The sequence below is a fragment of the Azospirillum sp. P4_B5 genome (genome assembly GCF_056402275.1).
Genome location: NZ_JBFUHT010000054.1, coordinates 21215 through 44983 on the forward strand (window position 1 = coordinate 21215; position 23769 = coordinate 44983).

The 23769-nt window shown below is 69.7% G+C and carries 22 protein-coding genes; 4 read left to right on the top strand and 18 right to left on the bottom strand.

Annotated features, from left to right (window positions below; all coding sequences use genetic code 11):
* Positions 1–7: 7 nt before the first annotated feature.
* The 5 genes from AC1DVI_RS28055 to AC1DVI_RS28075 all read right to left on the bottom strand — a co-directional run bounded on the left by AC1DVI_RS28055 (position 8) and on the right by AC1DVI_RS28075 (position 5128).
* Positions 8–835, bottom strand: a complete 828-nt coding sequence (locus AC1DVI_RS28055; RefSeq protein ID WP_476960767.1) for an ABC transporter permease — start codon at positions 833–835, stop codon at positions 8–10.
* Positions 832–1728: an ABC transporter permease gene (locus AC1DVI_RS28060; RefSeq protein ID WP_476960768.1), complete on the bottom strand. Its 897-nt coding sequence runs from the start codon at positions 1726–1728 to the stop codon at positions 832–834. Before AC1DVI_RS28060 ends, AC1DVI_RS28055 begins: the two co-directional genes overlap by 4 nt.
* A gap of 26 nt (positions 1729–1754) precedes the next feature.
* Complete coding sequence (locus AC1DVI_RS28065) at positions 1755–3320, bottom strand: ABC transporter substrate-binding protein (RefSeq protein WP_476960769.1); 1566 nt, start codon at positions 3318–3320, stop codon at positions 1755–1757.
* A 186-nt stretch (positions 3321–3506) separates the two neighbouring features.
* Positions 3507–4562 carry a helix-turn-helix transcriptional regulator gene (locus AC1DVI_RS28070; RefSeq protein WP_476960770.1) on the bottom strand — a complete coding sequence of 352 codons (1056 nt, stop codon included), beginning with the start codon at positions 4560–4562 and terminating at the stop codon, positions 3507–3509.
* A 158-nt stretch (positions 4563–4720) separates the two neighbouring features.
* Positions 4721–5128, bottom strand: coding sequence for a glycine-rich domain-containing protein (locus AC1DVI_RS28075; RefSeq protein WP_476960771.1), 408 nt, complete (start codon positions 5126–5128; stop codon positions 4721–4723).
* Between the two features lie 583 nt (positions 5129–5711).
* On the opposite strand from AC1DVI_RS28075, the gene AC1DVI_RS28080 reads away from it, so the two are divergent.
* The gene (locus AC1DVI_RS28080) at positions 5712–6272 is read left to right on the top strand and encodes a hypothetical protein (protein ID WP_476960772.1); all 561 of its coding nucleotides are present in this window, start codon (positions 5712–5714) and stop codon (positions 6270–6272) included.
* Between the two features lie 38 nt (positions 6273–6310).
* Here AC1DVI_RS28080 and AC1DVI_RS28085 read toward each other — a convergent pair whose 3' ends face one another.
* The 10 genes from AC1DVI_RS28085 to AC1DVI_RS28130 all read right to left on the bottom strand — a co-directional run bounded on the left by AC1DVI_RS28085 (position 6311) and on the right by AC1DVI_RS28130 (position 16571).
* On the bottom strand, positions 6311–8836 hold the full coding sequence (locus AC1DVI_RS28085) for a sensor histidine kinase (protein WP_476960773.1): 2526 nt from the start codon (positions 8834–8836) through the stop codon (positions 6311–6313).
* Entirely contained in the window at positions 8823–9497 is a 675-nt protein-coding gene (locus AC1DVI_RS28090; RefSeq protein ID WP_014200002.1) for a response regulator transcription factor, read from the bottom strand. The genes AC1DVI_RS28085 and AC1DVI_RS28090 overlap by 14 nt, the downstream gene beginning before the upstream one ends.
* Positions 9498–9535: 38 nt before the next feature.
* Entirely contained in the window at positions 9536–10414 is an 879-nt protein-coding gene (locus AC1DVI_RS28095) for a universal stress protein (protein ID WP_476960774.1), read from the bottom strand.
* Positions 10415–10427: 13 nt separating this feature from the next.
* Positions 10428–11099 carry a TerC family protein gene (locus tag AC1DVI_RS28100; RefSeq protein ID WP_476960775.1) on the bottom strand — a complete coding sequence of 224 codons (672 nt, stop codon included), beginning with the start codon at positions 11097–11099 and terminating at the stop codon, positions 10428–10430.
* Positions 11100–11126: 27 nt separating this feature from the next.
* A complete protein-coding gene (locus AC1DVI_RS28105; protein WP_476960776.1) occupies positions 11127–12671 on the bottom strand; it encodes a tripartite tricarboxylate transporter permease in 1545 nt (514 codons plus the stop codon).
* Positions 12672–12737: 66 nt separating this feature from the next.
* Positions 12738–13226 (bottom strand): tripartite tricarboxylate transporter TctB family protein, encoded by a 489-nt coding sequence (locus tag AC1DVI_RS28110; RefSeq protein WP_145627711.1) that lies wholly within the window; start codon positions 13224–13226, stop codon positions 12738–12740.
* Positions 13227–13297: 71 nt separating this feature from the next.
* Entirely contained in the window at positions 13298–14275 is a 978-nt protein-coding gene (locus AC1DVI_RS28115; RefSeq protein WP_476960777.1) for a Bug family tripartite tricarboxylate transporter substrate binding protein, read from the bottom strand.
* Between the two features lie 78 nt (positions 14276–14353).
* Entirely contained in the window at positions 14354–15325 is a 972-nt protein-coding gene (locus AC1DVI_RS28120; protein WP_476960778.1) for a Bug family tripartite tricarboxylate transporter substrate binding protein, read from the bottom strand.
* A gap of 51 nt (positions 15326–15376) precedes the next feature.
* Positions 15377–15544, bottom strand: a complete 168-nt coding sequence (locus AC1DVI_RS28125; RefSeq protein ID WP_476960779.1) for a hypothetical protein — start codon at positions 15542–15544, stop codon at positions 15377–15379.
* A 274-nt stretch (positions 15545–15818) separates the two neighbouring features.
* Positions 15819–16571, bottom strand: a complete 753-nt coding sequence (locus tag AC1DVI_RS28130; protein WP_476960780.1) for a TSUP family transporter — start codon at positions 16569–16571, stop codon at positions 15819–15821.
* A gap of 124 nt (positions 16572–16695) precedes the next feature.
* Between AC1DVI_RS28130 and gcvA the strand changes: the two genes are divergently transcribed.
* Entirely contained in the window at positions 16696–17610 is a 915-nt protein-coding gene (gcvA, locus tag AC1DVI_RS28135) for a transcriptional regulator GcvA (RefSeq protein WP_476960781.1), read from the top strand.
* Positions 17611–17738: 128 nt separating this feature from the next.
* Here gcvA and AC1DVI_RS28140 read toward each other — a convergent pair whose 3' ends face one another.
* The 3 genes from AC1DVI_RS28140 to AC1DVI_RS28150 form a co-directional block, all read right to left on the bottom strand.
* Complete coding sequence (locus AC1DVI_RS28140; RefSeq protein WP_476960782.1) at positions 17739–19262, bottom strand: UxaA family hydrolase; 1524 nt, start codon at positions 19260–19262, stop codon at positions 17739–17741.
* A 233-nt stretch (positions 19263–19495) separates the two neighbouring features.
* Entirely contained in the window at positions 19496–20899 is a 1404-nt protein-coding gene (gene uxaC, locus AC1DVI_RS28145; protein WP_476960783.1) for a glucuronate isomerase, read from the bottom strand.
* A 206-nt stretch (positions 20900–21105) separates the two neighbouring features.
* Positions 21106–21540 carry a methylglyoxal synthase gene (locus tag AC1DVI_RS28150; RefSeq protein WP_145687336.1) on the bottom strand — a complete coding sequence of 145 codons (435 nt, stop codon included), beginning with the start codon at positions 21538–21540 and terminating at the stop codon, positions 21106–21108.
* Between the two features lie 259 nt (positions 21541–21799).
* On the opposite strand from AC1DVI_RS28150, the gene AC1DVI_RS28155 reads away from it, so the two are divergent.
* Complete coding sequence (locus AC1DVI_RS28155; RefSeq protein ID WP_094306111.1) at positions 21800–22591, top strand: GntR family transcriptional regulator; 792 nt, start codon at positions 21800–21802, stop codon at positions 22589–22591.
* 95 nt (positions 22592–22686) lie between these two features.
* Entirely contained in the window at positions 22687–23727 is a 1041-nt protein-coding gene (mgrA, locus tag AC1DVI_RS28160) for an L-glyceraldehyde 3-phosphate reductase (RefSeq protein ID WP_237908057.1), read from the top strand.
* Positions 23728–23769 lie beyond the last annotated feature (42 nt).

The window sequence follows — 23769 nt, forward strand, 5'->3', positions numbered from 1 at the left end:
GCAGCCATCACGGCCGGCAGAACGGCGTTCCTCGCGGGTCGAGGCCCTCGCGCAGCCCTTCGGCCAGCAGGTTGACGGCGAGCGCGATGGCGGCGACGGTGACCGTCGTCGCGGCGATCAGGTGGGGGGCGTCGCGCAGGTCGGCCAGCCCGTCGCGGATCAGCGTGCCCAGCGACACCGCCGGTTCCTGGATGCCCAGACCGAGACCGCTCAGTGTCGCCTCCGCCACCATGACCGGACCGATGGACAGGGCGGCGCGGATGGCGACCGGCCCGGCGACCGCCGGCAACAGATGGCGGCGGACCGTGTGCAGCGGTCCCGCGCCGAGGGCGGCGGAGGCCCTCACATGCTCGGCGGTCCGGTTGGACAGGGCCAGCGCCCGGCACCAGCGAACCTGCGAGGGCCACGCCGCCAGGGCGAGCGTCAGCACCATGGCCTCCGTGCCCGGCCCCAGCAGGGCGGCGGCGACGATGGCCAGCGACAGTTCGGGAAAGCCGTGCAGCAGGTCGGCCAGCCGCAGGACCACGGCGTCCGTGCGTCCGCCGATCCAGCCCGCCACCCCGCCCGACACGACGCCCAACCCCACGGCCAGGGTGAGCGCCAGCCCGGCGATGGCGAAGGAGGTCCCCGTTCCGGCGATCAGCCGGGCGGCGGCGTCGCGGCCCAGCCCATCGCAGCCCAGCGGGTGGGCGGCGGACGGACCAGCCCAGGCCTGCCCGAGATCCATGGCGGACGGATCGAGCGGCAGCAGAAGGGCGGCCAGGGCCAGCGGCACCGCCAGCGCCGCCGCGAGCAGCAGCCCGGCCCGTCCGGTGAGGGAGCGCGCGACGATCACGGCGCCTCCGCATCGTCGCGCAGCCTCGGGTCGGCGAGGCCGATCAGCAACTCGGCGGTCAGGCTGATGGAAACTTGCATCAGGACGAAGACCAAAACGGCGGCTCCGGCGACCGTGTGGTCGCGGGCTAGAACCGCCTGGACGGTCAGCCGCCCGATCCCCGGCAGGGCGAAGACGGTCTCCACCGCCGCCGTGGTTGTGAGGATCGTTCCGGCCACCGATCCGACCGCCGCCGCCAGCGGCACCAGGGCGTTCGGCAGGGCATGGCGCAGGAGAACGGCGATCCGGCCCAGCCCCTTGGCCCTTGCGGTGCGGATGAAGTCGCGTCCCAGAACCTCCAACACCTGGATCCGCGTCAGGCGGGCGATCATCGCCGCCGCCGGCAGGGCCAGCGCTGCCACGGCCCAGGGCGCCGTACCGGACCCCGCCAGCATCAGCCACGTCGCCAGCGCCAACGGCGGTACGGACAAGGCCAACACCGACCCGATGGTCAGTGCCGTGCCCGGCCATGCCTGCCGGACGTCAGCGGCGGCTAGGCCCAGCGCGAGGCCGAGGGGCAGGGCAAGCGCCGCCGCACCCGCCATCAGCCCCAGCGTCACCGGCAGGGCGTCGCCCAGCAGCGCCGTCACCGGAACGCCGCCGTAGCGCAGCGATTGGCCGAGGTCGCCACGCAGCAGGGCCAGGGCGTAGGACAGGAATTGGATCGCCAGCGGCTGGTCCAACCCGGCGTCTTCCCTCAGGCGCCGGATCATCTCCGGGTCGGCGGCCCGCCCGTCGACCATGAGCATGACCGGGTCGCCGGGAAGCGCGTGGGAGGCCAGAAAGCTGGCCAGTATGGCGGCCCCGGCCAGAAGCAGCAGCCCCGGCAGGCGCCGGGCCAATCGCCAGGACATAAGGCGGGGGCCGAGCCGGCGCCCCGTCATGGCAGCCGGGCGGAGTGGTAGTCCGTCGTGCCGTCGGGCCGGATGACCACCCCGGTCACGCCCGGCCGCACGAGAGCCACGAACTGCGGCGTCGGCAGGGGCACCGCCACGGCCTGTTCCCGGAGCAGGGTTTCGGCGTCCCGGTAGAGCGCGTTGCGGGCGTCGGGGTCGGCGAGGCCGCGCGCCCGCTCCATGAGCCGATCGAAATCCGGGTTGTGCCAGTGGATGCGGTTGGTCGGGCTGGCGCTGTGCCATTGGGTGGCGAGCTGGTCCATGGGGTCGGGGAAATCCGCCGTCCAGCCGTTGATGAACAGCGCCTCGTGCCCCTCGTTGATCGCCGCCACGAAAGCCGCCCGCTCCAGGATGCGCACGCCGACCGGAATCCCCAAGACCGCCGTGAGCTGGGCGGCGAAATAGGTGGCCTCGTCGCGCACGTTGGGGCCGCCGGCGATCTGAAGCGGCGGCAGCCCGCGCCCGCCGGGGTGGCCGGCCTCCGCCAGCAGCGCCTTGGCCCGCTTCGGATCGGTCGGGGGCAGCGGCACCGCATCGGGCCGGTAGCCGCCCAGGCCGGGGGTGACGAAGCCGTTCGTCAGCAACGCCCGCCCGGCATGGAGGCCATTGACCGTGGCGACGCGGTCCAGCGCGAGGCCGACCGCCTCGCGCACGCGCCGGTCGCGGAAGGGCGGATACAAATCCTGGTTCAGGGCGAGATAGCGCACCTGCGCGCGGGCAAAGGCCGCGATCTGCCCGTCGTAGCGCGGCTGGCGGACCACCGTGCGCACGGCGTTGTCGGGAAGCGGCGCGACATCCAGCTCTCCGGCGTCGTAGCGCGCCAGCAGCGTGTTGGTGTCGGGCAGCACCGTCAGGGACACCGCCTCCACGGCAGGGGCGCCGCCCCAATAGCCGGCGTGGGCCTCCAAACGCACGGACTCGCCGTGCTGCCAGGACACGAGGCGGAACGGCCCGGTGCCGCCGGACGCCCGCTCATGCCACGCCGGTCCGAACTCGGCCTCCATCCCGCGGTCGACGAACAGGAACGGGTAGAGCGGGAACAGCGCGTCGGGTTCGGTCAGCCGCACGACGAGCGTATATGGGTCGGGAATCTCGACGCCGGCCAGCGACGCGGCGGTTCCCTGCTGCAGCGCCGCGGCCCCCTCGACGCCGCGCAGGTAGAAGGTGCTGTAGCCGGGCTGCGGCTTGCGCGTCAGATGATGTTCCCAGGTCCACAGGACGTCGGCGGCGGTGAATGGGCGTCCGGAATGGAAACGCACGTCCGGGCGTAGGGTGAAGCGCCACGTCCGCCCGCCATCCGGCGATTCCCAACGAGTGGCCAGCGCCGGAACGGCGTTGCCGGCATCGTCGATCGCGGTGAAGCCCTCATAGACCTGCCGCAGAACCCCGGAGGAGACCAGGCCGGGAAAGACGAACGGGTCGATGGTCGTCAGATCGTCGGACAGACTGGCCCGCAAGGTTCCCGCCGTTGCCGGAAACGCGGCGCCGGCAACGCCGGCCGCGATGGCCAGAACGGTCAGAAGCAGGCGGAGGACGGCGGGCAGAGGCATGGTGCGGGACGTTGCAAGGCAATGGCCGGGGGATGGGAAAACCAGACGCCCCTGCCTTCTTCTCAGCCTCCGGCCAGAGCGAAGCCGGAACCGTGCCGGACGTCCGCCATATGTATGCACAAGAGTGCGTCCATATCCAGGCATTCGCGCCGTCGGCGATGCGTCAGGCACCATACCCGGATTCGATCAGGCGCGCGACCCGAAATGCCAGCAGATCGTCGTCACCTGCCGCACGATTCCCGCCTGGTTGCGCAGCCCCGTCTTGCCCAGGATGGACGAAACCTGATTGTAGACCGTGCGCCGCTCCACCCCGCGGTCCTCGGCGATCTCGTCGACGCTCCGTCCGGAGCACAGCGCCAGCGCGATCTCGGCTTCCGATCCGGTGATCTGGAGAAGCTCGGCGACGGCGCGCGCCGACACGGCGGGCAGCACGTCCGGATCGACGAGGGTAAGGAGGAGGATGCCGGTCATCGGGCCGCCGTTCCCGACGCTCTGGGCCGGCGGCTCCGACAGGGTGGCGAAATAGGGCGAAGGCTGGTCCAGGCGCGACACGCGCAGCGTGATCGGCGTGCGGGTGCGGCGGCGGAAGAAGCCGGCGGCCCGCTTGGTCAGCTCCGCCTGTTCGGTCGGGGCATCGGGAATGCACAGCCGGCCACCGACCATGGACAGCCCGTCCCCCCGCGACAGAATGGAGGCGAAGGACTGGTTGCCGTCGATGACTTGGCAGCGCGTCGTCAGCAACGCCGCCGGGTAGGGCAGGGCGTCGAGAAGCCGGACGACGAAGGAGGGTTGGGCCGGTTGCGGCAGGGCCCCGCCATCGTTGAGGGAAATCAGGCTGTCGAAGCCGCTCCGGAAATTCTCCAGGACGTTGCTGGTGACGTCGCGCCGGATCTGGTACCACCAGCCGTCCGTGTCATCCAACCGCTCGTAGGTGATCTGGATGACCCGCCCGTCGGAATGGAGTGTGAAGGACTGCCAGAACCGGTTGAACCGGCGAAGGTTCTCGGCGTAGCCGATCCACCGGTCCGGGTCGGAATAAATGGTGTCCGAACTGAACTTCTTGTGCCTTACGCATTCCCACACGATGTCGCGGAACGTGACCGAGCGCGAATAGTCGATGAAGGGATAGATTGTCTTCTGCTTGTCGTTGGTCGCCAGAAGCGTGTCGCTTTTGTCGAAGATGGCAAGCCCGGCGTTCATGTCCCTGGCGCGGCCGGAAAGATCGTGGACCAGATCAGACATGAATCCCTCCTTCCTCTCGCTGCCGGGGGTGACGGACACCCCCCTGAACGCGGCCTGGACCGCCGCTCAGAGGGGCATCCACGAAACGCGCTGCCATTCGAGCGAATTTAGCAGCAAACGCACCGTGTCATGCAACGATCAATACGATCGTATGACGCTCAGGCCGCCTCGACCGTGAGGAAGCAGCCGGCGAGTTCCTCCGTCGGCAGTTCCACGCCGAGCGTCGCCCGGAAGGCGTCCTGGGTGTTGGCGACGGCCTTCTGCCACGCGGCGGCGTCGGGAGCGTCCGGGTGATGATGGACCCGGGCGCCGACCAGCCGCATCATGTCCGCCTCGTAGCGGTCCATGAACAGGATGTGCTCGTGCCACGCCGCGTCCGCCGCCTTCGTCGGAACCAGGATCAGGTTCGGCTTCGCCGCCACCACGACGAGGAACTGGCGGTAGGCCTCGACCGACGCCGAGGCCTGAGCCGGCGTGTATCCGGCCATCTCGAGCCGCTTGTTGATGAAGGAGAGGTCGAGGTTCGCCGGCTGCACGGACGAGACGCGTTCGCTGTTGTCGTTCATTCTCGATGTTCCTTTCAAAAGGGAATGAGGTTCACTTCGGTCCCCAAGTGCCTCCGCCCGATGACGCCGGCCTGTGCCCTGCGGCAGAATGGTGGCCGCCGGCATGCCCGGGCCGGTTCAAGCGAGAGGGGGCCTGATTGGCGGTGTCCCGCCGGCCGGCGCCTGTGCATGGCACCGGTCGGCATGGTCCGGCTGCCGCCGGGGACAAGCCGCCAAGGCTGCGTTCATGCGCGTGGCGCGCCCCGTTAGCTCTCGCAACAGGCCCGCCATGCGCCCCTCCTGCATACCCGAGTGTATCATAGTATCGGTTGTGCAAGCGCTCAAGAGCATATCGCGGATTTGTATTGAATCCGAACCATCAATTCTCCGAGATGGCATACATACGCAGTCTGTTTCGTAAAAGTCATGGTCGGCTCGTGTGAAATATCTCACTTGATTGGATCGTTTCCATTGATATCCACGGAAGAGTTGGTATCTTCGGCAAAAGGTTGCAGTTCATCTCAGCGTCATGGGGTTGCGGATGCGGGACCGGCGGGCACGTCCTTTTTCTTCGCCATGGCTCAACGGACTGCTCGCAGAAGCTTTGCGGCGTCCGGCTCTCGATGGAGCCGAGGAAGCGCTGATCCTTGCGGAACTTTTCGCCACCGTTGCGCCACCCCCCGTCGATGCGGTCGCCCTGGCCACACGGGCCAGCGGCTGGTTGCGCCAGGCGGTGGCGACGGCGCAGGAACAGCCTCCGCATCGGGTGGGCCGGGAGTTGCGGAGCTTCGCCGATTACATGGTGGAGGCGGTGCGGCTGATGCAGCGGCACGGCCATTTCCAGGACCGCAACGATCGGCAGCGGGTGAAGGCCCTTTTTAAGAGGGCGGGCGCGCGCGCGACTCTGCCGGACCGCGGTGCCGCCGCGGAGCGCTTGCTGTTCGCCGCCGAAAGCCCGGACGCCGGGCGGTCGGATGCGATCGCCGAAGCGCTTGGCGCCGAAGCGCTTGGTGCCGGGGCGCTCGCACCGTCGGACGGCCTGGATTCCGCGACCACCGTGCTGCTCGGGCTGGCGGCCCTGCCGGTGGAGAAGCGCCGGACGCGTCTGCACGGCATGGGCATGGCCCTGCGGTCGTCGGTGCCGCCGGGGGGCTGGAACGGATAAGCGTCGCGCGGCGCAGCGGTTTGCGGGTGGTCACCGGCTCAGGGTAGCAAAATCGCCGACTGCCATTGCTGCAGGAACCGCTCCCGCTTCAGCCGGTCGAGGAACACCAGCAGGGCCGGGCTGAGGGCAATGGGGTGCAGCGGCGCCGCCGTGCTGGAGCGCAGGCCCGACGCCGATGCCTCCCGCTTGATGCCGGAGGAGATGGCGTAGAGGGCGGAGCGGTCGGCCACCACCTCCTGCCCGCGCGGCGACAGAAGATAGTCGATGAACCGGCCGGCGAGCTGCGGCCGGGGCGCCGTCCGGGGGATCACCGCGACGCGGGAGATGACCAGCGTGTAGTCCTCCGGCACCACGATGCCGATGGGCGCCCCCGCCGCCGCCCGCGCCCGTGCGTAGGAGCCGAGGACGTTGTAGGCGATCAGCACCTCCCCCCGCTCCACCATGTCGAGGATGTCGCCGGAGCAGCAGGCCAGCCGCGCCTGGGCGTTGCCCATCATCGCGACGAGCTGCCAATATTGGCCGAACAGCAGGGCGTCGTGGGAGGCCAGCAGATAACCGATGCCGCTGGTGGCCGTGTCGTAGGTGGCGACGCGCCGGCCGAAGCGCGCCGGGTCGTCCCGCAGCAGCCGGATCAGCGCCGGACGCGTGCGCGGCACCTGGGCGTCCGGCAAAAGGTCGCGGTTGTAGGCGATCACCGCCGGCTCGAAGGTGAAGCCGAACGCCTCGTCCCGCCAGTTCGCCCAGTCCGGCAGAGCGTCGGTCAGGGCGGAGCGGTGGGGCTGGGTGTGGCCGTCGTTGACCAGCTTCACCTGCAGGTCGGAGGCGGAGCTGATGAGCAGGTCGGGCGTTTCTGCCGACCCCTTGGCTGGCGCCCCCTTGGCCGGCACGGCCACCGCCTCGGCGTAGAGGTCGGCGGTGTCCATGTCCTTGTACTCGACGGTGACGTCGGGGTGGAGCTGCTGGAAATCGAGGACCAGCGGCTCGATGGCCTGCCGATCGGTGGCCGAATGGATGCGCAACCGCTCCCGCTCGCCGCCGGGGGCGGGGTAGGTGAACAGCTGCGCCGCCTGCGCCCAGGGCGCCCAGAGCAGGGCGACGAGGACCAGCAGGGGCAGCAGGGCCCGCGCGGCCCCTCCTCCCGMCGGGGCGGCGCCGCCCGCCTCCGGGAAATCGATGCGCGCGACCAGCCCGCCACCGGGGCGGTCGAGCAGGGACAAATCCGCTCCGTGCGCCTCCACCACCGAGGTGACGATGGCGAGGCCCAGGCCGCTGCCCGCCACCCCGGCGGCGGAGCTGCCGCGCCCGAACCGCTCCAGCACGCGGCGCTTCTCGTCGTCCGGCACGCCGGGGCCGCGGTCGGCGATCTCCACGCGCAGGCCGCGCCCGTTTGGCCGGGGGGTCAGCGTCAGGTCGATGGGGCCGGACGGGCCGGCGTATTTCACCGCGTTGTCGAGCAGGTTGGTCAGCGCCTCGCGCAGGCTGATGGCGTCGCCGGGGACGGTGGCGGGCTCCGCCGCGCGGTCGATGTCCAGGCGGATCGCCGTGTCGCCGGCCACCGCGCGGGCGCGCTGGAACACCTGCTCCAGGAGGGCGCCGAGATCGACGTCCTCCGGCTTCAGCGCCTCGCTGCGGTGGATCACCATGGCGTGGTTGAGGAGCTGGCTGGTGAGCTGGCTGGCCTCAACCGCGTTGCGGTGCACGCGCTGGGCGATGCGGTGCAGGGCGTCGGGATCGTCCTCGTCGATGGCGAGTTCGGCCTGCAGGCGCAGGCTGGCCAGCGGCGTGCGGATCTGGTGGGCGGCGTCGGCGAGGAAGGTCTGCATGGTGTCGAGGTTGGATTTGAGCCGCGCCATCAGCTGGTTGATCGCCTGGACGAGTTGGGAGACCTCCTGCGGCGGCGGCATGGCGATGGGGGAGAAGTCATGGGGCTGCCGTTCGCGGATCATCCGCTCCAACGAGCCCAGCGGGGCCAGCGCCTGCCGCACGCCGAACCAGATCAGCCCGCCCGCCGCCACCACGGTGAAGGCGATGGGCAGGAAGGCGTTCGCCAGGATGTCGCGGGCCAGCGCCCCGCGCTCCTCCCGCGTCTGGGCGACGGCGATGGTGACCCAGCCGCCAAGCTCCGGCTGCGCGGCGAAGCGCTTCAGGACGGCGACGCGCACCGGCATGCCGCGGAAGGTGGCGTTCTCGAACCGAGTGGCGGAATCGCTGCCGGCCGCGCCGGCGACTCCGGCCTTGGCGGGCGCCATGGGCAGGTCGTGGTAGCCGGTGACCAGCTCGCCGTCCGGGGCGGTGATCCGGTAGAACACCCGGTCGCGCCGCGCCTGGGCCAGGATGCCCAGCGAGGAGTAGGGCAGGTCGACGGAAAAGCGCCCGTCCTCCACCCGCACCGTGTCGGAGATCGACAGGGCGGACGCCATCAGCAGCCGGTCGAAGGCGGCGTCGGCGGCGCGCTGGGCGTAGGCGCTGACGAACAGGAACAGGCCGGCGGTCAGGACGGCCAGCACGCCGAGCAGCCGGATGAACAGCCGCCGCCGCAGCGAGAATCCTTCAGCCTTCGGCACACACTTCCGCCACATACCCCAGCCCCCGAACCGTCCGGATCTCCACCGACGCGCCCTCCAGCTTGCGCCGGAGGCGGGAGACATACAACTCGATGGCGTTCAGCGCGGTGGGCTGGTCCAGGCTGAACAGCCGGTCCATCAGGTCCTCCTTGGACAGGACGGTGTTCAGGTTGCTGAGGAACAGCTCCAAAAGGCGGAATTCGCGGCCGCCGAGATCGACGGGCCGGCCGTCGACCAGCACCTTCTTGGCGGCGGCGTCGAAGACCAGATTGCCGAACTGCGTCCGCGAGGAGGCGAGGCCGTGCGAGCGGCGCAGCAGGGCGCGGCAGCGGGCCTCCAGCTCCCGCAGGTCGAAGGGCTTCACGATGAAGTCGTCGGCGCCCAGGTCGAGCAGGTCGACCCGCACGTTCACCTGGGAGCGGGCGGTCATCACCAGCACCGGCGTGGCGTCGCGGCGCTGGCGCAGGCGGTTCAGCAGAGTCTGTCCGTCCACCCCCGGCAGCATGATGTCGAGCAGGACGAGCTGGTACGCCTCCTGGCGCAGCAGCTCCTCCGCCTCGTCCCCGGTCGGCGCCCAGTCGACGGCGTAGCCCAGCTTGCGCAGCCGGTGGACGATGGCGTCGGCCAGATCCTCGGTGTCCTCGACGACGAGTATGCGCATGGTCCGTCTCCCGGTGCCGTGGCACCGTAATGCACAAATCAGTGCGCCATGAAGATGGGAATGGCCGGCGGCTCGCGCAGCACGTCGAGCGTCACGCCGCCCCATACCCGCTCGCGCACACGGCTGTGGCCGTAGGCGCCCATCACCAGCAGGTCGCAGCCGGCCTCCGCCGCCGTCTCCTGCAAGGCCCGCCCGACCGCGCGACCCGACGCCGTGACCTTGCGGATGGTCGCCGCGACACCATGCAGGGCGAGATAGGCGGACAGGCGGTCGGGGTCGGCGGTGCGTCCGGGATCGGCGACGTCGGCCGACAGGATGACCGCCTTGCCGGCCCGTTGCAGAAGCGGCAGCGCCGCCGCGACCGCCCGCGAGGCCGCGGCCCCGCCGTCCCAGGCCACGGCGACCGCGGACCCGACCGAGGCCGGTTCGGCCGCCGGGGCCAGCAGCAGGGGGCGGCCCGAGCCGAACAGGGTGGCCTCGATGGCCGGCCCCATGGCGTTGGTCCTGTCGGAGGTCTGGGCGATCACCACCAGATCGGCGAGCCGCGCCTCCTCCGCCAGGGTCTCGGCCAGCGGGCCGGTCGCCTGCTGCCAGGAGGCGGACAGGCCGTCCGCGCCCTCGCCGCCGCCGGTCAGGCTGTCCGCCTCCGCGGCGCCGAAGCGGCTGCGGAATTCCTCGAACAGGTCGTGGGCGGAGTCGATCACCCGCGCCTGATCCTCCTGCCCGATGCGGATGAGTTGCTCGACCAGCGCCTTGGGAATCGCGGCGCTTTCCACGGAGGTGCGGATTTCGACCTGCGGCATGACGCTCAACCCTTCCACATGGGCGCGGAAGCGGGTGGCGAGCAGAAAGGCCGTGGCGATGGCGCGGCGGTCCAACGGCCGCCCGGTCAGGGGAACCAGTACCTTCTTGATCATCGGAAGCGCTCCGTCACGATAGCCGGGAGGTGTGCATGAGGACTTCGTTGCTGCCGCGCCAGATCATGTCGAGCGCCACATAGGTGATGATGACGAGACCGACCCAGCCGACCCAGCGATGCTTGTGCAGGACATGCGCGATCATGTTGGCCGCCGCCCCCATCAGGATGACGGACAGCAGCAGGCCGATGACCAGGATGGTGGGGTGATCCTTGGCGGCGCCGGCCACGGCCAGCACGTTGTCGAGCGACATCGACACGTCGGCCACCACGATCTGCCAGATCGCCGCGCCCACCGTGACGCCGCCGACCGCGGCACCGGCGGCGGCGCTTCCGGACACGCCCACCGGCGTGTCGGGGGCGTCCATCGCCTCGTCGGGCGCCACCTCGTCCGCCCCGTGGGAGCGCAGCTCGCGGAACATCTTCCAGCAGACCCACAGAAGCAGGATGCCGCCGGCCAGGGTCAGGCCGATGATGGCGAGAAGCTGGGTGGTGATGAGGGCGAAGAAGATGCGCAGCAGAATGGCGGCGCCGATGCCCCAGACGATCACCTTGCGGCGCTGCGCCAGCGGCACCGCGGCGGCGGCCATGCCGACCACGATGGCGTTGTCGCCGGCCAGAACGAGGTCGATGGCGATGACCTGTCCCAAGGCGGCGAGCTGGGACCAGAGATCGACGCTTTCCATGGAGAAGTCCTTCGAGGAATGGCGGTCTTACGTCGCGGGATGGGTGTCGGACCGGGAGGCGCTGTCGCCCTTGCCCGCGCCCTTTTCCGCCCCGTTGCTCCGGTAGCGCAGGACCATCGGGCCGATCACCAGCAGGGCCGCGACGATCAGCAGGGCCGCCGAGATCGGGTGGGTCAGGAAGACCGACGGGTCGCCCTGGCTGATCGCCAGCGCCCGGCGGAACTGCTGTTCGGCCAGCGGCCCCAGGATCAGCCCGACCACGCAGGGCGCCACCGGCACGTTCAGCACGCGCATGCCGAAGCCGACCAGCCCGATCACCCACAGGATGACCAGATCGATGACGTTGTTGTTCAGCGTGTAGGCGCCCAGCGACGAGAAGACGAGGATGCCGGCGTACAGCCAGGGCCGCGGGATCAGCAGCAGCTTCACCCAGAAGCCGACCAGCGGCAGGTTCAGCACCAGCAGAAGCACGTTGCCGATGTAGAGGCTGGCGATCATGCCCCAGACCAGCTCCGGGTTGTTGTCGAACAGCGTCGGGCCGGGTTGCAGGCCGTACTGCTGGAAGGCGGCCAGCATGATGGCGGCGGTCGCCGAGGTCGGCAGGCCGAGCGACAGCAGCGGCGCCAGCACGCCGGCGGCCGACGCGTTGTTGGCGGCCTCCGGACCGGCGACGGCCTCGATCGCGCCCTTGCCGAACTCCTCCGGCTTCTTCGCCAGACGCTTCTCGACCAGATAGGACAGGAAGGTCGGGATCTCGCTGCCGCCCGCCGGCAGGGTGCCGATGGGGAAGCCCAGCAGCGTGCCGCGCAGCCACGGCTTCCACGAGCGGCTCCAGTCCTCGCGGCTCATCCATTTGGAGCCCTTGAGCGCGTAGATCTCCTCCGTCTCGAAGCGGTGGCGGGAGGCGACGTAGAGCGTCTCGCCAACCGCAAACAGGCCGACCGCGACGACCACCGTGTCGATGCCGTCGAGCAGCTCCGGCACGCCGAAGGCCAGCCGCGCCTGACCGGTCTGCATGTCGATGCCGACCAGCCCCAGCGCCAGACCGAGGAACAGGCTGGCCAGACCGCGGGCCAGCGAGTTTCCCAGCACCGCGGTGACGGTGGTCAGCGCCAGGACCATCAGCGCGAAATACTCCGCCGGGCCGAACAGCAGGGCCAGCTTGACCATCAGCGGGGCGACGAAGGTCAGCGCCGCGGTGGCGATGGTGCCGGCGATGAAGGAGCCGATGGCGGCGGTGGCCAGCGCCTGGGCGCCACGGCCCTGGCGGGCCATGGCGTGGCCGTCGATGGCGGTGACGATGCTGCCGGACTCGCCCGGCGCGTTCAGGAGGATCGAGGTCGTCGAGCCGCCGTACATCGCGCCGTAATAGATGCCGGCGAACATGATGAAGGCGGAGGTCGGCTCCAGCCCGTAGGTGACCGGCAGCAGCAGGGCCACGGTCAGCGCCGGGCCGATGCCGGGCAGCACGCCGACCGCGGTGCCCACCGTCACGCCGATCGCCGACCACAGCAGGTTGTACGGCGTCAGCGCCACGAGAAAGCCGTGGCCCAGGGCGGCAAGGGTTTCCATTGTGCAGTTTCCTTCCCGAAGCGGGGGCCCGAAGCGGGGGCCCGAAGCGGGGCTTGTCCGGCGTCCTTATTCGGCGTCGGGGGAGGTGAGCCGTTCGACGATGCTGCCCTCGGGCAGGTTCAGGCCGAGCCCGTAATTGAAGGCCACGAAGGTGAAGGCGGCGAGCGCCAGCCCGATGGCGAGATTGACCATCAGCCGCCGGCCACCGAAGGCGCGGGCGACCGCGGCGAACAGGATGGTGGTGGAGGGTATCCAGCCCAGCGTGTCCAGCAGCAGGAACTGGACGGCCAGCCCCGCCGCGACCAGCGCCACGGCCCAGAGGTCCAGCTCCAGCCCCTCGGCGTGGGCGATGGCCCCGGCGAAGGCTTCGCGCAGCAGGGACAGGCCGACCAGAACGAGGCCGCCCGAGATCAGGTAGGGGAACAGGGCGGGGCCGACCACCGCCCGGCCGACGCTCGGGGTCAGCATGGTTTCGACCGCGATCAAGCCCCCAAGGGCGATCAGCCCGCCGCCCAGCACCGCCTCTCCGGCGCGCATGCTCCGACCGGTGGTCATCGGTTCATCCTCCCAGATTTTTGTCGTTGCGGACCGGTGGGCGCGGCGACCGCGCCCACCAGGTTCGGCCCTCACTTCACGAGGCCGATGTCCTTCAGCGTGCCTTCGATCTGCGCGCGCTCCTGCTTCAGGAAGGAGGCGAATTCGGCGGAGGGCTGGTAGAGGTCGATCCAGCCGCGCTGCTTCACGGCCTGCTTCCACTCGTCGCTGGCGACGGCCTTGGCGACGGCCTCCTGGAGTTCCTTCAGCTCGGCCGGCTTGGCGGAGGACTGGGCGAAGACGCCGCGCCAGTTCACGAACTCCAGATCGACGCCCTGCTCCTTGAGCGTCGGCGTGTCGGAGCCCGGCAGGCGCTGCGGAGCGGAGACGGCGATGGCGCGCAGCTTGCCCGCCTGGAACTGCGGGGCGAACTCGCTGTAGCCGCCCATGCCGAGCGTGACGTGGCCGCCGAGCGCCGAGGCCAGCAGCTCGCCGCCGCCCGCGGTGGCGACGTAGTTGACCTTGTTGGGATCGACGCCGACCGCCTTGGCGATCAGCCCGGCCAGGATCTGGTCGCTGCCGCCCGCCGAGCCGCCGCCCCAGGACACCGATCCGGGGTTCGCCTTGAACGTCTTGATCAGGTCGTCGAAGGTCTTGATGGGCGAATCCGGGGGAACGACGATGGCGGTGTATTCACCGGTCAGCCGGGCCAGCGGAGTCACCTGATCGAGCGTCACCGCCGACTTGTTGGTGACGATGGCGCCCAGCATGATCTGGCCGCCGACCAGCACCGCCGGCGTGCGCTTCTTGGCGGTGACGAACTGGGCGAGGCCGACCGTGCCGCCGGCGCCGGGGATGTTCACGACCTGAATGTTCGACGCCAGCTTCTGGTCCTGGAGAACCTGCTGGAGGGTGCGGGCGTGCTGGTCCCAGCCGCCGCCGGGGCTCGCCGGGGCGATGATCTCCAGCCCCTTGATCTCGGCTAGCGACGGGGTGGCGGCGAGGGAGGCCGTGGCGAGAACGGCGGCGGTCAGGACGCCCTTCACGGCGCCCGGCATGCGGATGGTCATGACGCTTCGCTCCATGGCTGTGTTTTGTTTTGGGGGGTGTTTTGTCTTGAAACCCGGCGGCCCGCCGCCGGGGTCCGGTCACTTGACGAGGCCGAGTTCCGTCAGCACGCCTTCGATCCGGGTCCGCTCGTCCTTCACGAAGGCGGCGAACTGGTCGGGCGGCAGGTAAAGGTCGATCCAGCCGCGCTCTTCGGCGATGCGCTTCCAGTCGTCGGTGCGGACCATGGCGCCGACCGCGTCGTCCAGGACCTGCTTCTCCGACGCCTTCAGGTTGCCCGGCGCCATCACAGCGCGCCAGTTCACCAGCTCGACATCCACGCCCTGCTCCTTGAAGGTCGGGACGTCGATGCCGGGGATGCGCTGCGGGGCGGAGATCGCCAGCGCGCGCAGCTTTCCGGCCTGGAGTTGCGAGGCCATCTCGTTGTAGCCGCCGGTCGCCACGGTGATGTGGCCGCCGAGCACCGAGGCCATCATCTCGCCGCCCGCTCCAGCGGCGATGTAGTTCATCTTGGACACGTCGCCGCCGATCGCCTTGACCAGCAGGCCGTAGAGAATGTGGTCGGGGCTGCCGACGGCGAAGCCGCCCCAGGAGACGGAGCCGGGATCGGCCTTGAACTTCCTGACGAGGTCGTCGAGCGTCTTCAGCGGCGAATCCGCGGCCACGACGATGGGCTGGTACTCGCCGGTCAGGCGGGCCAGCGGGGTCACCTGATCGAGCGACACCGGCGACTTGTTGATCAGGATCGCCCCGATCATGCCGAGGCCGGAGATCATCAGGCCGGGGTTGCGCTTCTTGGCGGTGACGAACTGGCTGAGGCCGATGGTGCCGCCGGCTCCCGGAATGTTGACGACCTGGACGCTGGAGGCCAGCTTGTGGTCCTGCAGGACCTGCTGCATGGCGCGCGCATGCTGGTCATAGCCGCCGCCGGCGTTGGCGGGGGCGATGATCTCCAAGTTCTTGATCTCCGCCGACGCGGGAGCGGCGAACAGGGCGGCAGCGACCAGCACGGCCGCCGCCAGCATCCCCTTGGCGGGGTTGCCGAGGCTCATGGTGTTTCCTCCGAGTGAACTTTTTGCTTTTTGGATGGCGCTTGGCGCGCCTTACGGTGCCTTGGCGGTGGAACTCTGCGGGCGCGCCTCGTAGAGGAGGACGGAGCCGCCGGCCCCCGCGCCGCAGGCGGCGCCGTAGAAGAGCGGGGTGCGCTGGTCCGCCGATGCGGTCTTCGCCGTGGGTTCCGCCGGCTTTCGGGCTGCGGATTCGGTCGCCATGGTGGAGGTTCCGGGAACGGTGGTTGGTTGTTCCAACTGTTTAGCAGGCGAACCTGTCATGAACCTGTCAGCCACCAGCCGGCCATGCAAAATTTCGGCGCTCCACCCGGAAGAGGCGGAGACCGGTTCGTGGCGGTTTTCCCCCCGCCGGGGTGATGGGGAGGAGCACTTTGCCCCCTCCCTAACCCTCCCCCGCTATCGCAGGGGAGGGGACAAAATCTCCCTCCCCTGCAAAGCGGGGGAGGGCCGGGGTGGGGGCAATAACCCCCCGAACCTACCCCACCACCAGCAGGAACAACCCCTGGCCGAGATAGACGGTGCCGGTCAGGGCGACCAGACGCTGGCTCCAGCTGCGGAACTGGGCGTCGCTCATGGCGTCCAGCACGCGGCGCGAGAGGTTCGTCCCCAGAACGGCCATGCCGATGCAGACGAGCGTCACCGTGATGTCCAGCGCCTCCGTCTCCGACGCCGCGACGAGGGAACCGAAATAGACCGTCTTGAACAGGTGGCCGAAGACCTGCATCGTCGCCTTGGTCGCGACGACGCTCTGCCGCGACAGGCTGGACTTCACGAAGAACACGTCGAGCAGCGGCCCCGAGATGCCGGCGATCAACTGCACGCCCATGCACAGGACGCCGGCCAATGTGCTGTGGCCGCGCCGCGACACGTTCGGCGACCAGTGCGACGGAACCGCCATCGCCATGAAGGGCGACAGCCCCAGCACGATCAGCGCCTCCGCCTTGCCGGGCACATAGCGGATCAGGGTAAAGACGGCGACCGCCACCGCCCCGCCCAACAGGAACCGGGCGACGATGCCCCATTGCACGTGCCGCCGCCACAGCCACGCCCGCCAGCCGTTGGCGGTCATCTGCGTGATCCCGTGCAACAGCATGGCGGAGGACACCGGCAGCAGCACCAGCAGCAGCCCCATCAGCACCATGCCGCCGGCCATGCCGAACAGACCCGACAGGAACGAGGTCACCAGCGCCGCAAGGCCGAGTCCGAGTGTCAGGGGAACCGTCAGCATCCCGCTCATCCGAAAGTTTTCTTTGGCTGTGGACGGCATCATGCCCCTGGCGCGCTTGCGCCGCAAACGGGATTGTCTGATGCTTACCCCCAGGAAATGTTGGGGTGCATGGGGAGGGGATCGGATGCGGCGCCTGCCATCGCTGAACGCCTTACGGGCGTTCGAGGCCGCGGCCCGGCACGGCAGCTTCACCGGGGCGGCGGGCGAGCTGAACGTCTCGCAGGCCGCGGTGAGCCGCATGGTGCGCCTGCTGGAGGAGCGGATGGGCTTCCCGCTGTTCGAGCGGCGGGCCAACGCGCTGGAGCTGACCGACCGCGGGCGGGCGCTGCAACCCGGCCTGACCGGTGCCTTCGACGCGATCGCGGACAGCGTCGAGCGGGTCGCCGCCATGCGTGACGGCCCGGTGCTGACCCTGGGGGTGGGCGCCACCTTCGCGGTGCGCTGGCTGATCCCGCGCCTGTCGGCCTTCCACGAGAGTCACCCGGACGTGGAGGTGCGCATCGCCACCGGCGGCGCCGGCGCGCCGATCCGCGAGGACTGGACCTGCGCCCTGCTGCTGGGCGACGGGCATTGGCCGGGCTACGAGGTGGAGGAGCTGTTCACCGCCGACATGCTGCCGGTCTGCGCGCCCGCCCTGGCGCGGACCCTGCGCCGTCCGGAGGATCTGCTGTCGGCGACGCTGCTCTCGGTGTCGCACTGGGCGGACGACTGGCCGCACTGGTTCGCCTCGGCCGGGCTGGCGCCGCCGGCCGTGAAGGGGCTGTCCTTCGGCAGCTACGCCATGGCCTTGCAGGCGGCGGCGGACGGGGTGGGGGTGGCGCTGGGGGCGCAGCTCTACATCGCCGACGATTTGGCGGCGGGCCGGCTGGTCACGCCCTTCACGCTGGCGGTGCCGATGGGGCGGGCTTGGTACCTGGTCTCGCGGCCGGCGCGGCACCGGGAGCCGGGCTTCACCGTTTTCCGGGACTGGCTGCGCGCCGCCGTCGGATCGCCGCACCCCGAAAAGAAAAGACCGCCGGAGCGTGCCCCGGCGGTCTGAAGTCGCACTTTGGAGAAACGTCACTCGGCGGGACCACGCGCGCGGCGCGGCCTGCCGATTGGGTTTCAAAGGATAACCGAACGAAAACACTTATACTAGTATATTACTCAAAGCGCAAGCGCTTTCGCTCACATGACGGCGCCCATCTGCCAGGGTGTGAACTCGTCGGAGCCGAAGCCCAGCTCCTCGCTCTTGGTCTTCCTGCCCGACGCGGTGTCGAGGATGAGCTGGAAGATCGCCCGCCCGACTTCCTCGATGGTGGCGTCGCCGGTGGCGATGGGGCCGCAGTCGATGTCCATGTCGTCGGGCATTTTCCGGAAAAGCGCCGTGTTGGTGGCGAGCTTCAGCGAGGGCGTCGGCTTGCAGCCGAAGACGGAACCGCGGCCCGTGGTGAAGCACAGCACGTTGGCGCCGCCCGCCACCTGCCCGGTGGCCGACACCGGGTCGTAGCCCGGCGTGTCCATGAAGACGAGGCCCGGCCCGGTGATCGGCTCGGCGTAGCGCACCACCTCGACGAGGTTGGTCGTGCCGGCCTTGGCGACCGCGCCCAGCGACTTTTCCAGGATGGTGGTCAGGCCGCCCTTCTTGTTGCCGGGGGACGGGTTGTTGTTCATCTCGCCGCCGGTGCGGCTGGTGTAGTCCTCCCACCAGCGGATGCGCTCGACCAGCGTCCCGCCGACCGCCGGGCTGACGGCGCGGCGGGTCAGCAGATGCTCGGCGCCGTAAACCTCCGGCGTCTCGCTCAGCACCGCGGAGCCGCCGTTGCGGATCAGCAGATCGACGGCGTGGCCCAGCGCCGGGTTGGCGGTGATGCCCGAATAGCCGTCCGACCCGCCGCATTGCAGCGCCAGGATCAGGTGGCTGGCCGGCACCGTCTCGCGCTTCACGTCGTTGACGCGGGGCAGCAGCGCGCGGATGCGCTCCACGCTCGCCCGCACGGTGGCGGCGGTGCCGCCGCTGTCCTGGATCGCCAGCGTCTGCAGGGTGTCGCCGACGGTCAACCCCTCGACCTCGACCAGCTTGTCGATCTGGTTCACCTCGCAGCCGAGGCCGAGCACGAGCACGGCGGCGAAGTTCGGGTGGCGGGCGTAGCCGGCGATGGTCCGGCGCAGCGCGTCGATGGCGTCGCCCTGGGAGCCCATGCCGCAGCCGTAGGCGTGGGTCAGCGCGACCACCCCGTCGATGTTGGGGTAGGAGGCCAGCGCGTCGCCGCGGAACTGGTCGGCGATCATCCGCGCGGCGGTGGCCGAGCAGTTCACCGTGGTCAGGATGCCGATGTAATTGCGGGTCGCCACGCGTCCGTCCGGACGGACGATGCCCTGGAAGGTGGCGCGTTCGGCCTCCGGAACGAGGTCGGTGGGGTGAACGTCGGCGCCGAAGGCGTAATCGCGCTCGAAGCTGTCGCCCACGCCGATGTTGTGGACATGGACATGGTCGCCCGGCGCGATGGGGGCGGTCGCGAAGCCGATGACTTGGTTGTACTTGCGCACCGGCCCGCCGACCGCGATCGCCTGCACCGCGACCTTGTGGCCGGAGGGGATCGCGGTCCGGGCGACGACGCCGGTGTCGGGCAGGGGGGTGCCCTCCGGCAGGTCGGCGCCGGCAACGACGACGTTGTCCGCGGGATGCAGGCGGATGGTCAGCGATGCCATGGTGGTGGTCCTTTTCCTGAAGTTCCCTCTCCCGCCCCGGGAGAGGGAGGGACCCGCCGCAAAAGCGGTGGGAGGGTGAGGGTGCCGGCAAGGATGGAAGCCATGATCCTTGGACGACCCTCACCCGCTCTCGGCGGACCGAAGGTCCGCCTGCCGCGTCAGCGCTGGCTTTCAGCCAGCGCGAGAGCCCGCTTCGCGGGCACCCTCTCCCGGGGCGGGAGAGGGCTTTCACGTCAGAGCTTGTAGGCCTTCTTGGCGAGGGTGTAGGCGAGATCCACCGCCACCTCTGCGGCCTCGTCCTCCTCCAGCCGGTGCTCCGCGACGAGCCGGGCCAGGAAGGCGCAGTCGACGCGGCGGGCCACGTCGTGGCGGGCCGGGATGGAGCAGAAGGCGCGCGTGTCGTCGTTGAAGCCGACCGTGTTGTAGAAGCCGGCCGTCTCGGTGATCATCTCGCGGTAGCGGCGCATGCCCTCGGGGCTGTCGTGGAACCACCAGGCCGGGCCGACGCGCAGCGCCGGGTAATGGCCGGCCAGCGGCGCCAGCTCGCGGGCGTAGCTGGTCTCGTCCAGCGTGAACAGGATGATGGTCAGGTCGCGCTCGTTGCCGACGCGGTCGAGCAGCGGCTTCAGCGCCCGCACATACTCGGTGCCGGTGGGGATGTCGGCGCCCTTGTCGCGGCCGAAGCGCTCGAAGAGGCCCGGGTTGTGGTTGCGGAAGCTGCCGGGGTGGATCTGCATGACCAGCCCGTCGTCCAGGCTCATCTTGGCCATCTCGGTCAGCATCTGGCCGCGGAAGATCTCCGCCTCGGCCGCCGTGATGGTGCCGCGCAGCGCCTTCTCGAACAGCCGCTCGGCGTCGGTGTCGGACAGGTCGGCGGTGGTCGCCGTGGCGTGGCCGTGGTCGGTCGAGGTGGCGCCGCCGACCTCTTTGAAATACTGGCGGCGGTTGCGCAGGGCGGCGAGGTAGCCGGCCCAGGTCCCGGTGTTCTCACCGGACAGCGCGCCCAGCGTCTCCACATTGGCCTGGAAGCCCTCGAACTCCGGATCGACGACCGGGTCGGGGCGGAAGGCGGTGATGACGCGGCCCTTCCAGCCGCTCTCGCGGATGGCGCGGTGATGCTCCAGCGTGTCGAGCGGGGACTCGGTGGTCGCCAGCAGCTCAATGTTGAAGCGCTCGAACAAGGCGCGCGGCAGGAAGTCCGGCTTCTGCAGGCAGGCGTCGATCTGGTCGAAGATGCGGTCGGCGCTGGCCCCGCTCAGCCGCTCCGTCACGCCGAACACCGTCTCGAAGGCATGGTCCAGCCACATGCGCGTCGGGGTGCCGCGGAACAGGTGCCAGTTCTGCGCCAGTTGGCGCCAGATCTTGCGCGGGTCGCTCTCCACCGCCCCGCCGTCCCTGCGCGGCACGCCCAGGCTCTCCAGCGTCACGCCCTGGCTGTAGAGCATGCGGAAGGCGTAATGGTCGGGCACCACGAACAGCGACGCCGGGTTCGGGAACGCCTCGTTCTTCGCGAACCAGGACGGGTCCGTGTGGCCGTGCGGGCTGATGATCGGCAGGTGGCCCACCTCCGCGTACAGCCGGCGCGCGATGTCGCGCTGCGTGGGATCGCTGGGGAAGAGGCGGTCGGGGTGGAGCATCGTTCATCTCCGGAAAAAAGGAGGCCGGACGAGGGTCCGGTGCCCAATTCGGTGGGTGGTTCGGGTGCGGCGCGGCGCCGGTCGTGCCCCCGCATGTCGGAATATATTAATATATCAGTTCCCGATGCAAGGGCTTTGTGCGTCCCGCCCACAATTCTGTCTGCGCGACGCCCAATTCAAGAGGGCCCAATTCAAGAGGAGGCTCGTCAGAGGCGGCGCGAATCGTGGGCGGCGAAGTCGACGGCCCGCGGGCGGTAGCCGCTGGTGAAGAGGGGGGAGGAGATCACCATGTCGGCGGTCGCCTCGTTGCAGGCCATCGGGATGTTGTAGAGCGTGGCGAGGCGGGTCAGCGCCTTCACGTCCACGTCATGGGGCTGGGCGGTCATCGGGTCGACGAAGAAGACGAGAAGGTCGATCCGGCCCTCCGCGATCATCGCGCCGATCTGCTGGTCGCCGCCCAGCGGTCCGCTCTTCAGCGAGGTGATGTCCAGCTGGGGATGGGCTTCCCGGACCAATCGGCCGGTGGTGCCGGTGGACCAGAAGACATTGCCCTCCAGCGCGCGGATGTTGGCGCCGAGCCAGCCGATCAGGTCGGGCTTGCGGGCGTCGTGGGCGACGAGGGCGATGCGTTTGCGGTCCACGGTGACGGTCCTTGAGGCTGTGCGCTCCGCGGTGGAGCTTTCTCGAATATACTAGTATACTGACGAGCGACGCAACGCGCTTCCCGGTGGGACAAACTGGCGCGGAGTCGGGGTGCCGCGCGGGGCCAAGGCGTTTGACCCACCCCGCCGGGTATTAGTATATTGCGATGAAGGGCGGACCGTCCGCGGCGTGAAACAATGGGTTCGACGCTGATGTCCGGAGATCCGGCGCCCTGACTTTTCCTGGCAGGAGCGGGTGTTGAAAAAGGCGGCGCAGACATCGGCGGTGGATTCCGAACAGGCGGAGGGCGTCAAGACACGGACCCGGCGCCGCACGGCGGCGGCGGTCGCCCGTCCGGCCCAGCGCGGCACCACCGTGGCCGCGACGATCTACCGCGACCTGCGCAACGAGATCGTCTCGCTCCGCCGCAAGCCGGGCGAGCCGGTCGCCGAGAAGGTGATCGCCCAGGATTACGGCGTCAGCCGCACCCCGGTGCGCGAGGCCGTGCTGCGTCTGGCCGACGAGGGGCTGATCGAGATCTTCCCGCAATCGGGCACCTTCGTCTCCCGCATCCCGCTGGGCGCCCTGCCGGAAGCCATCGCCATCCGCAAGGCGCTGGAGGAGGCGACCGTCCGCTACGCCGCCAAGCGCGCCACCCGCAGCCAGATCGCCAAGCTGCGCGCCAACCTGGAACTCCAGCGCGAGATGGAGGCCGCCCAGAATTTCGAAGGCTTCCACCAAGCCGACGAGACCTTTCACGCGCTGCTGGCGGAGACCGCCGGCTATCCCGGCTTCTGGAACCTGACGCAGCAGGTGAAGGTGCAGGTGGACCGTTACCGCCTGCTGACCCTGCCGGTGCTGGGCCGCGTGCCGGACGTGATCGCCGAGCATTCGGTCATCATCGAGGCCATCGCCAACAACGATCCGGAGGCGGCGGCGAAGGCCATCGACCTGCATCTGGACTATCTGCAGGTCACGATCGCCGACGCGCAGAAGGCCAACCCGCTCTACTTCACCGCCCCCTCGGAAGACGAGGCCGAGCCGGTCTGAAGGTTGTTTTGCGCACTTGGCTTTGGACCGTGGCTGATTTCTAATATATCAGTCACGTTCCTCCCAACACCGCGCAAGACAGCCAGGAGACCGCGATGCAATCGCTCTACCGCGCCGATCCGGCCCGCTACACCGCCATGACCTACCGCCGCAGCGGGCGGAGCGGGCTCGACCTGCCGGCCATTTCGCTGGGGCTGTGGCAGAATTTCGGCGGCACCGACGTGTTCGAGACCGGGCGCGCCGTGCTGCGCCGGGCCTTCGACCGCGGCGTCACCCATTTCGACCTCGCCAACAACTACGGCCCGCCGCCGGGCTCGGCGGAGGAGAATTTTGGGCGTGTCCTGGCGACCGACTTCAAGGCCCACCGCGACGAGCTGATCGTCTCCACCAAGGCCGGCTACGACATGTGGCCCGGCCCCTACGGCAGCTGGGGCTCGCGCAAGTATCTGACGGCCAGCCTGGACCAGAGCCTCAAGCGCATGGGGCTCGACTATGTGGACATCTTCTACTCGCACCGCGTCGATCCGCGCACCCCGCTGGAGGAGACGATGGGGGCGCTCGACCACGCTGTGCGGCAGGGCAAGGCGCTCTATGTCGGCATCTCCTCCTACTCGCCCGAAATGACCCGGCGGGCGGCGGCGATCCTCAAGGACCTCGGCACCCCCTGCCTGATCCACCAGCCCTCTTACTCGATGCTGAACCGCTGGATCGAGGGCGGGCTGCTCGACGCGCTGGAGGAGACCGGGATTGGCTGCATCGCCTTCTCGCCGCTGGCCCAGGGCATGCTGACCACCAAGTACCTGAACGGCCAGCCCACCGACGCCCGCGCCGCCAAGGGCGGCACGCTGAAGGCGCATTTCCTGTCGCCGGAGAATCTGGAGCGCGTGCGCGCCCTGGACGCCATCGCCCAACGGCGTGGCCAGACGCTGGCCCAGATGGCCATCGCCTGGGTGCTGCGCGACCCGCGGGTGACCTCCGCCCTGGTCGGCGCGCGCAACGTGGAGCAGCTCGACAACTCGCTCGACGCGCTGAAGAACACCGCTTTCACGCCGGAGGAACTCGCCGAGATCGACCGGCACGCCGTCGATGGCGGGCTGAACCTGTGGCAGAACTCGTCGAACGCCGAAGCCGGCTGATCCGCCGGAAGCCGGCATGAAAAGGGCCGCGCCGGGGATGCC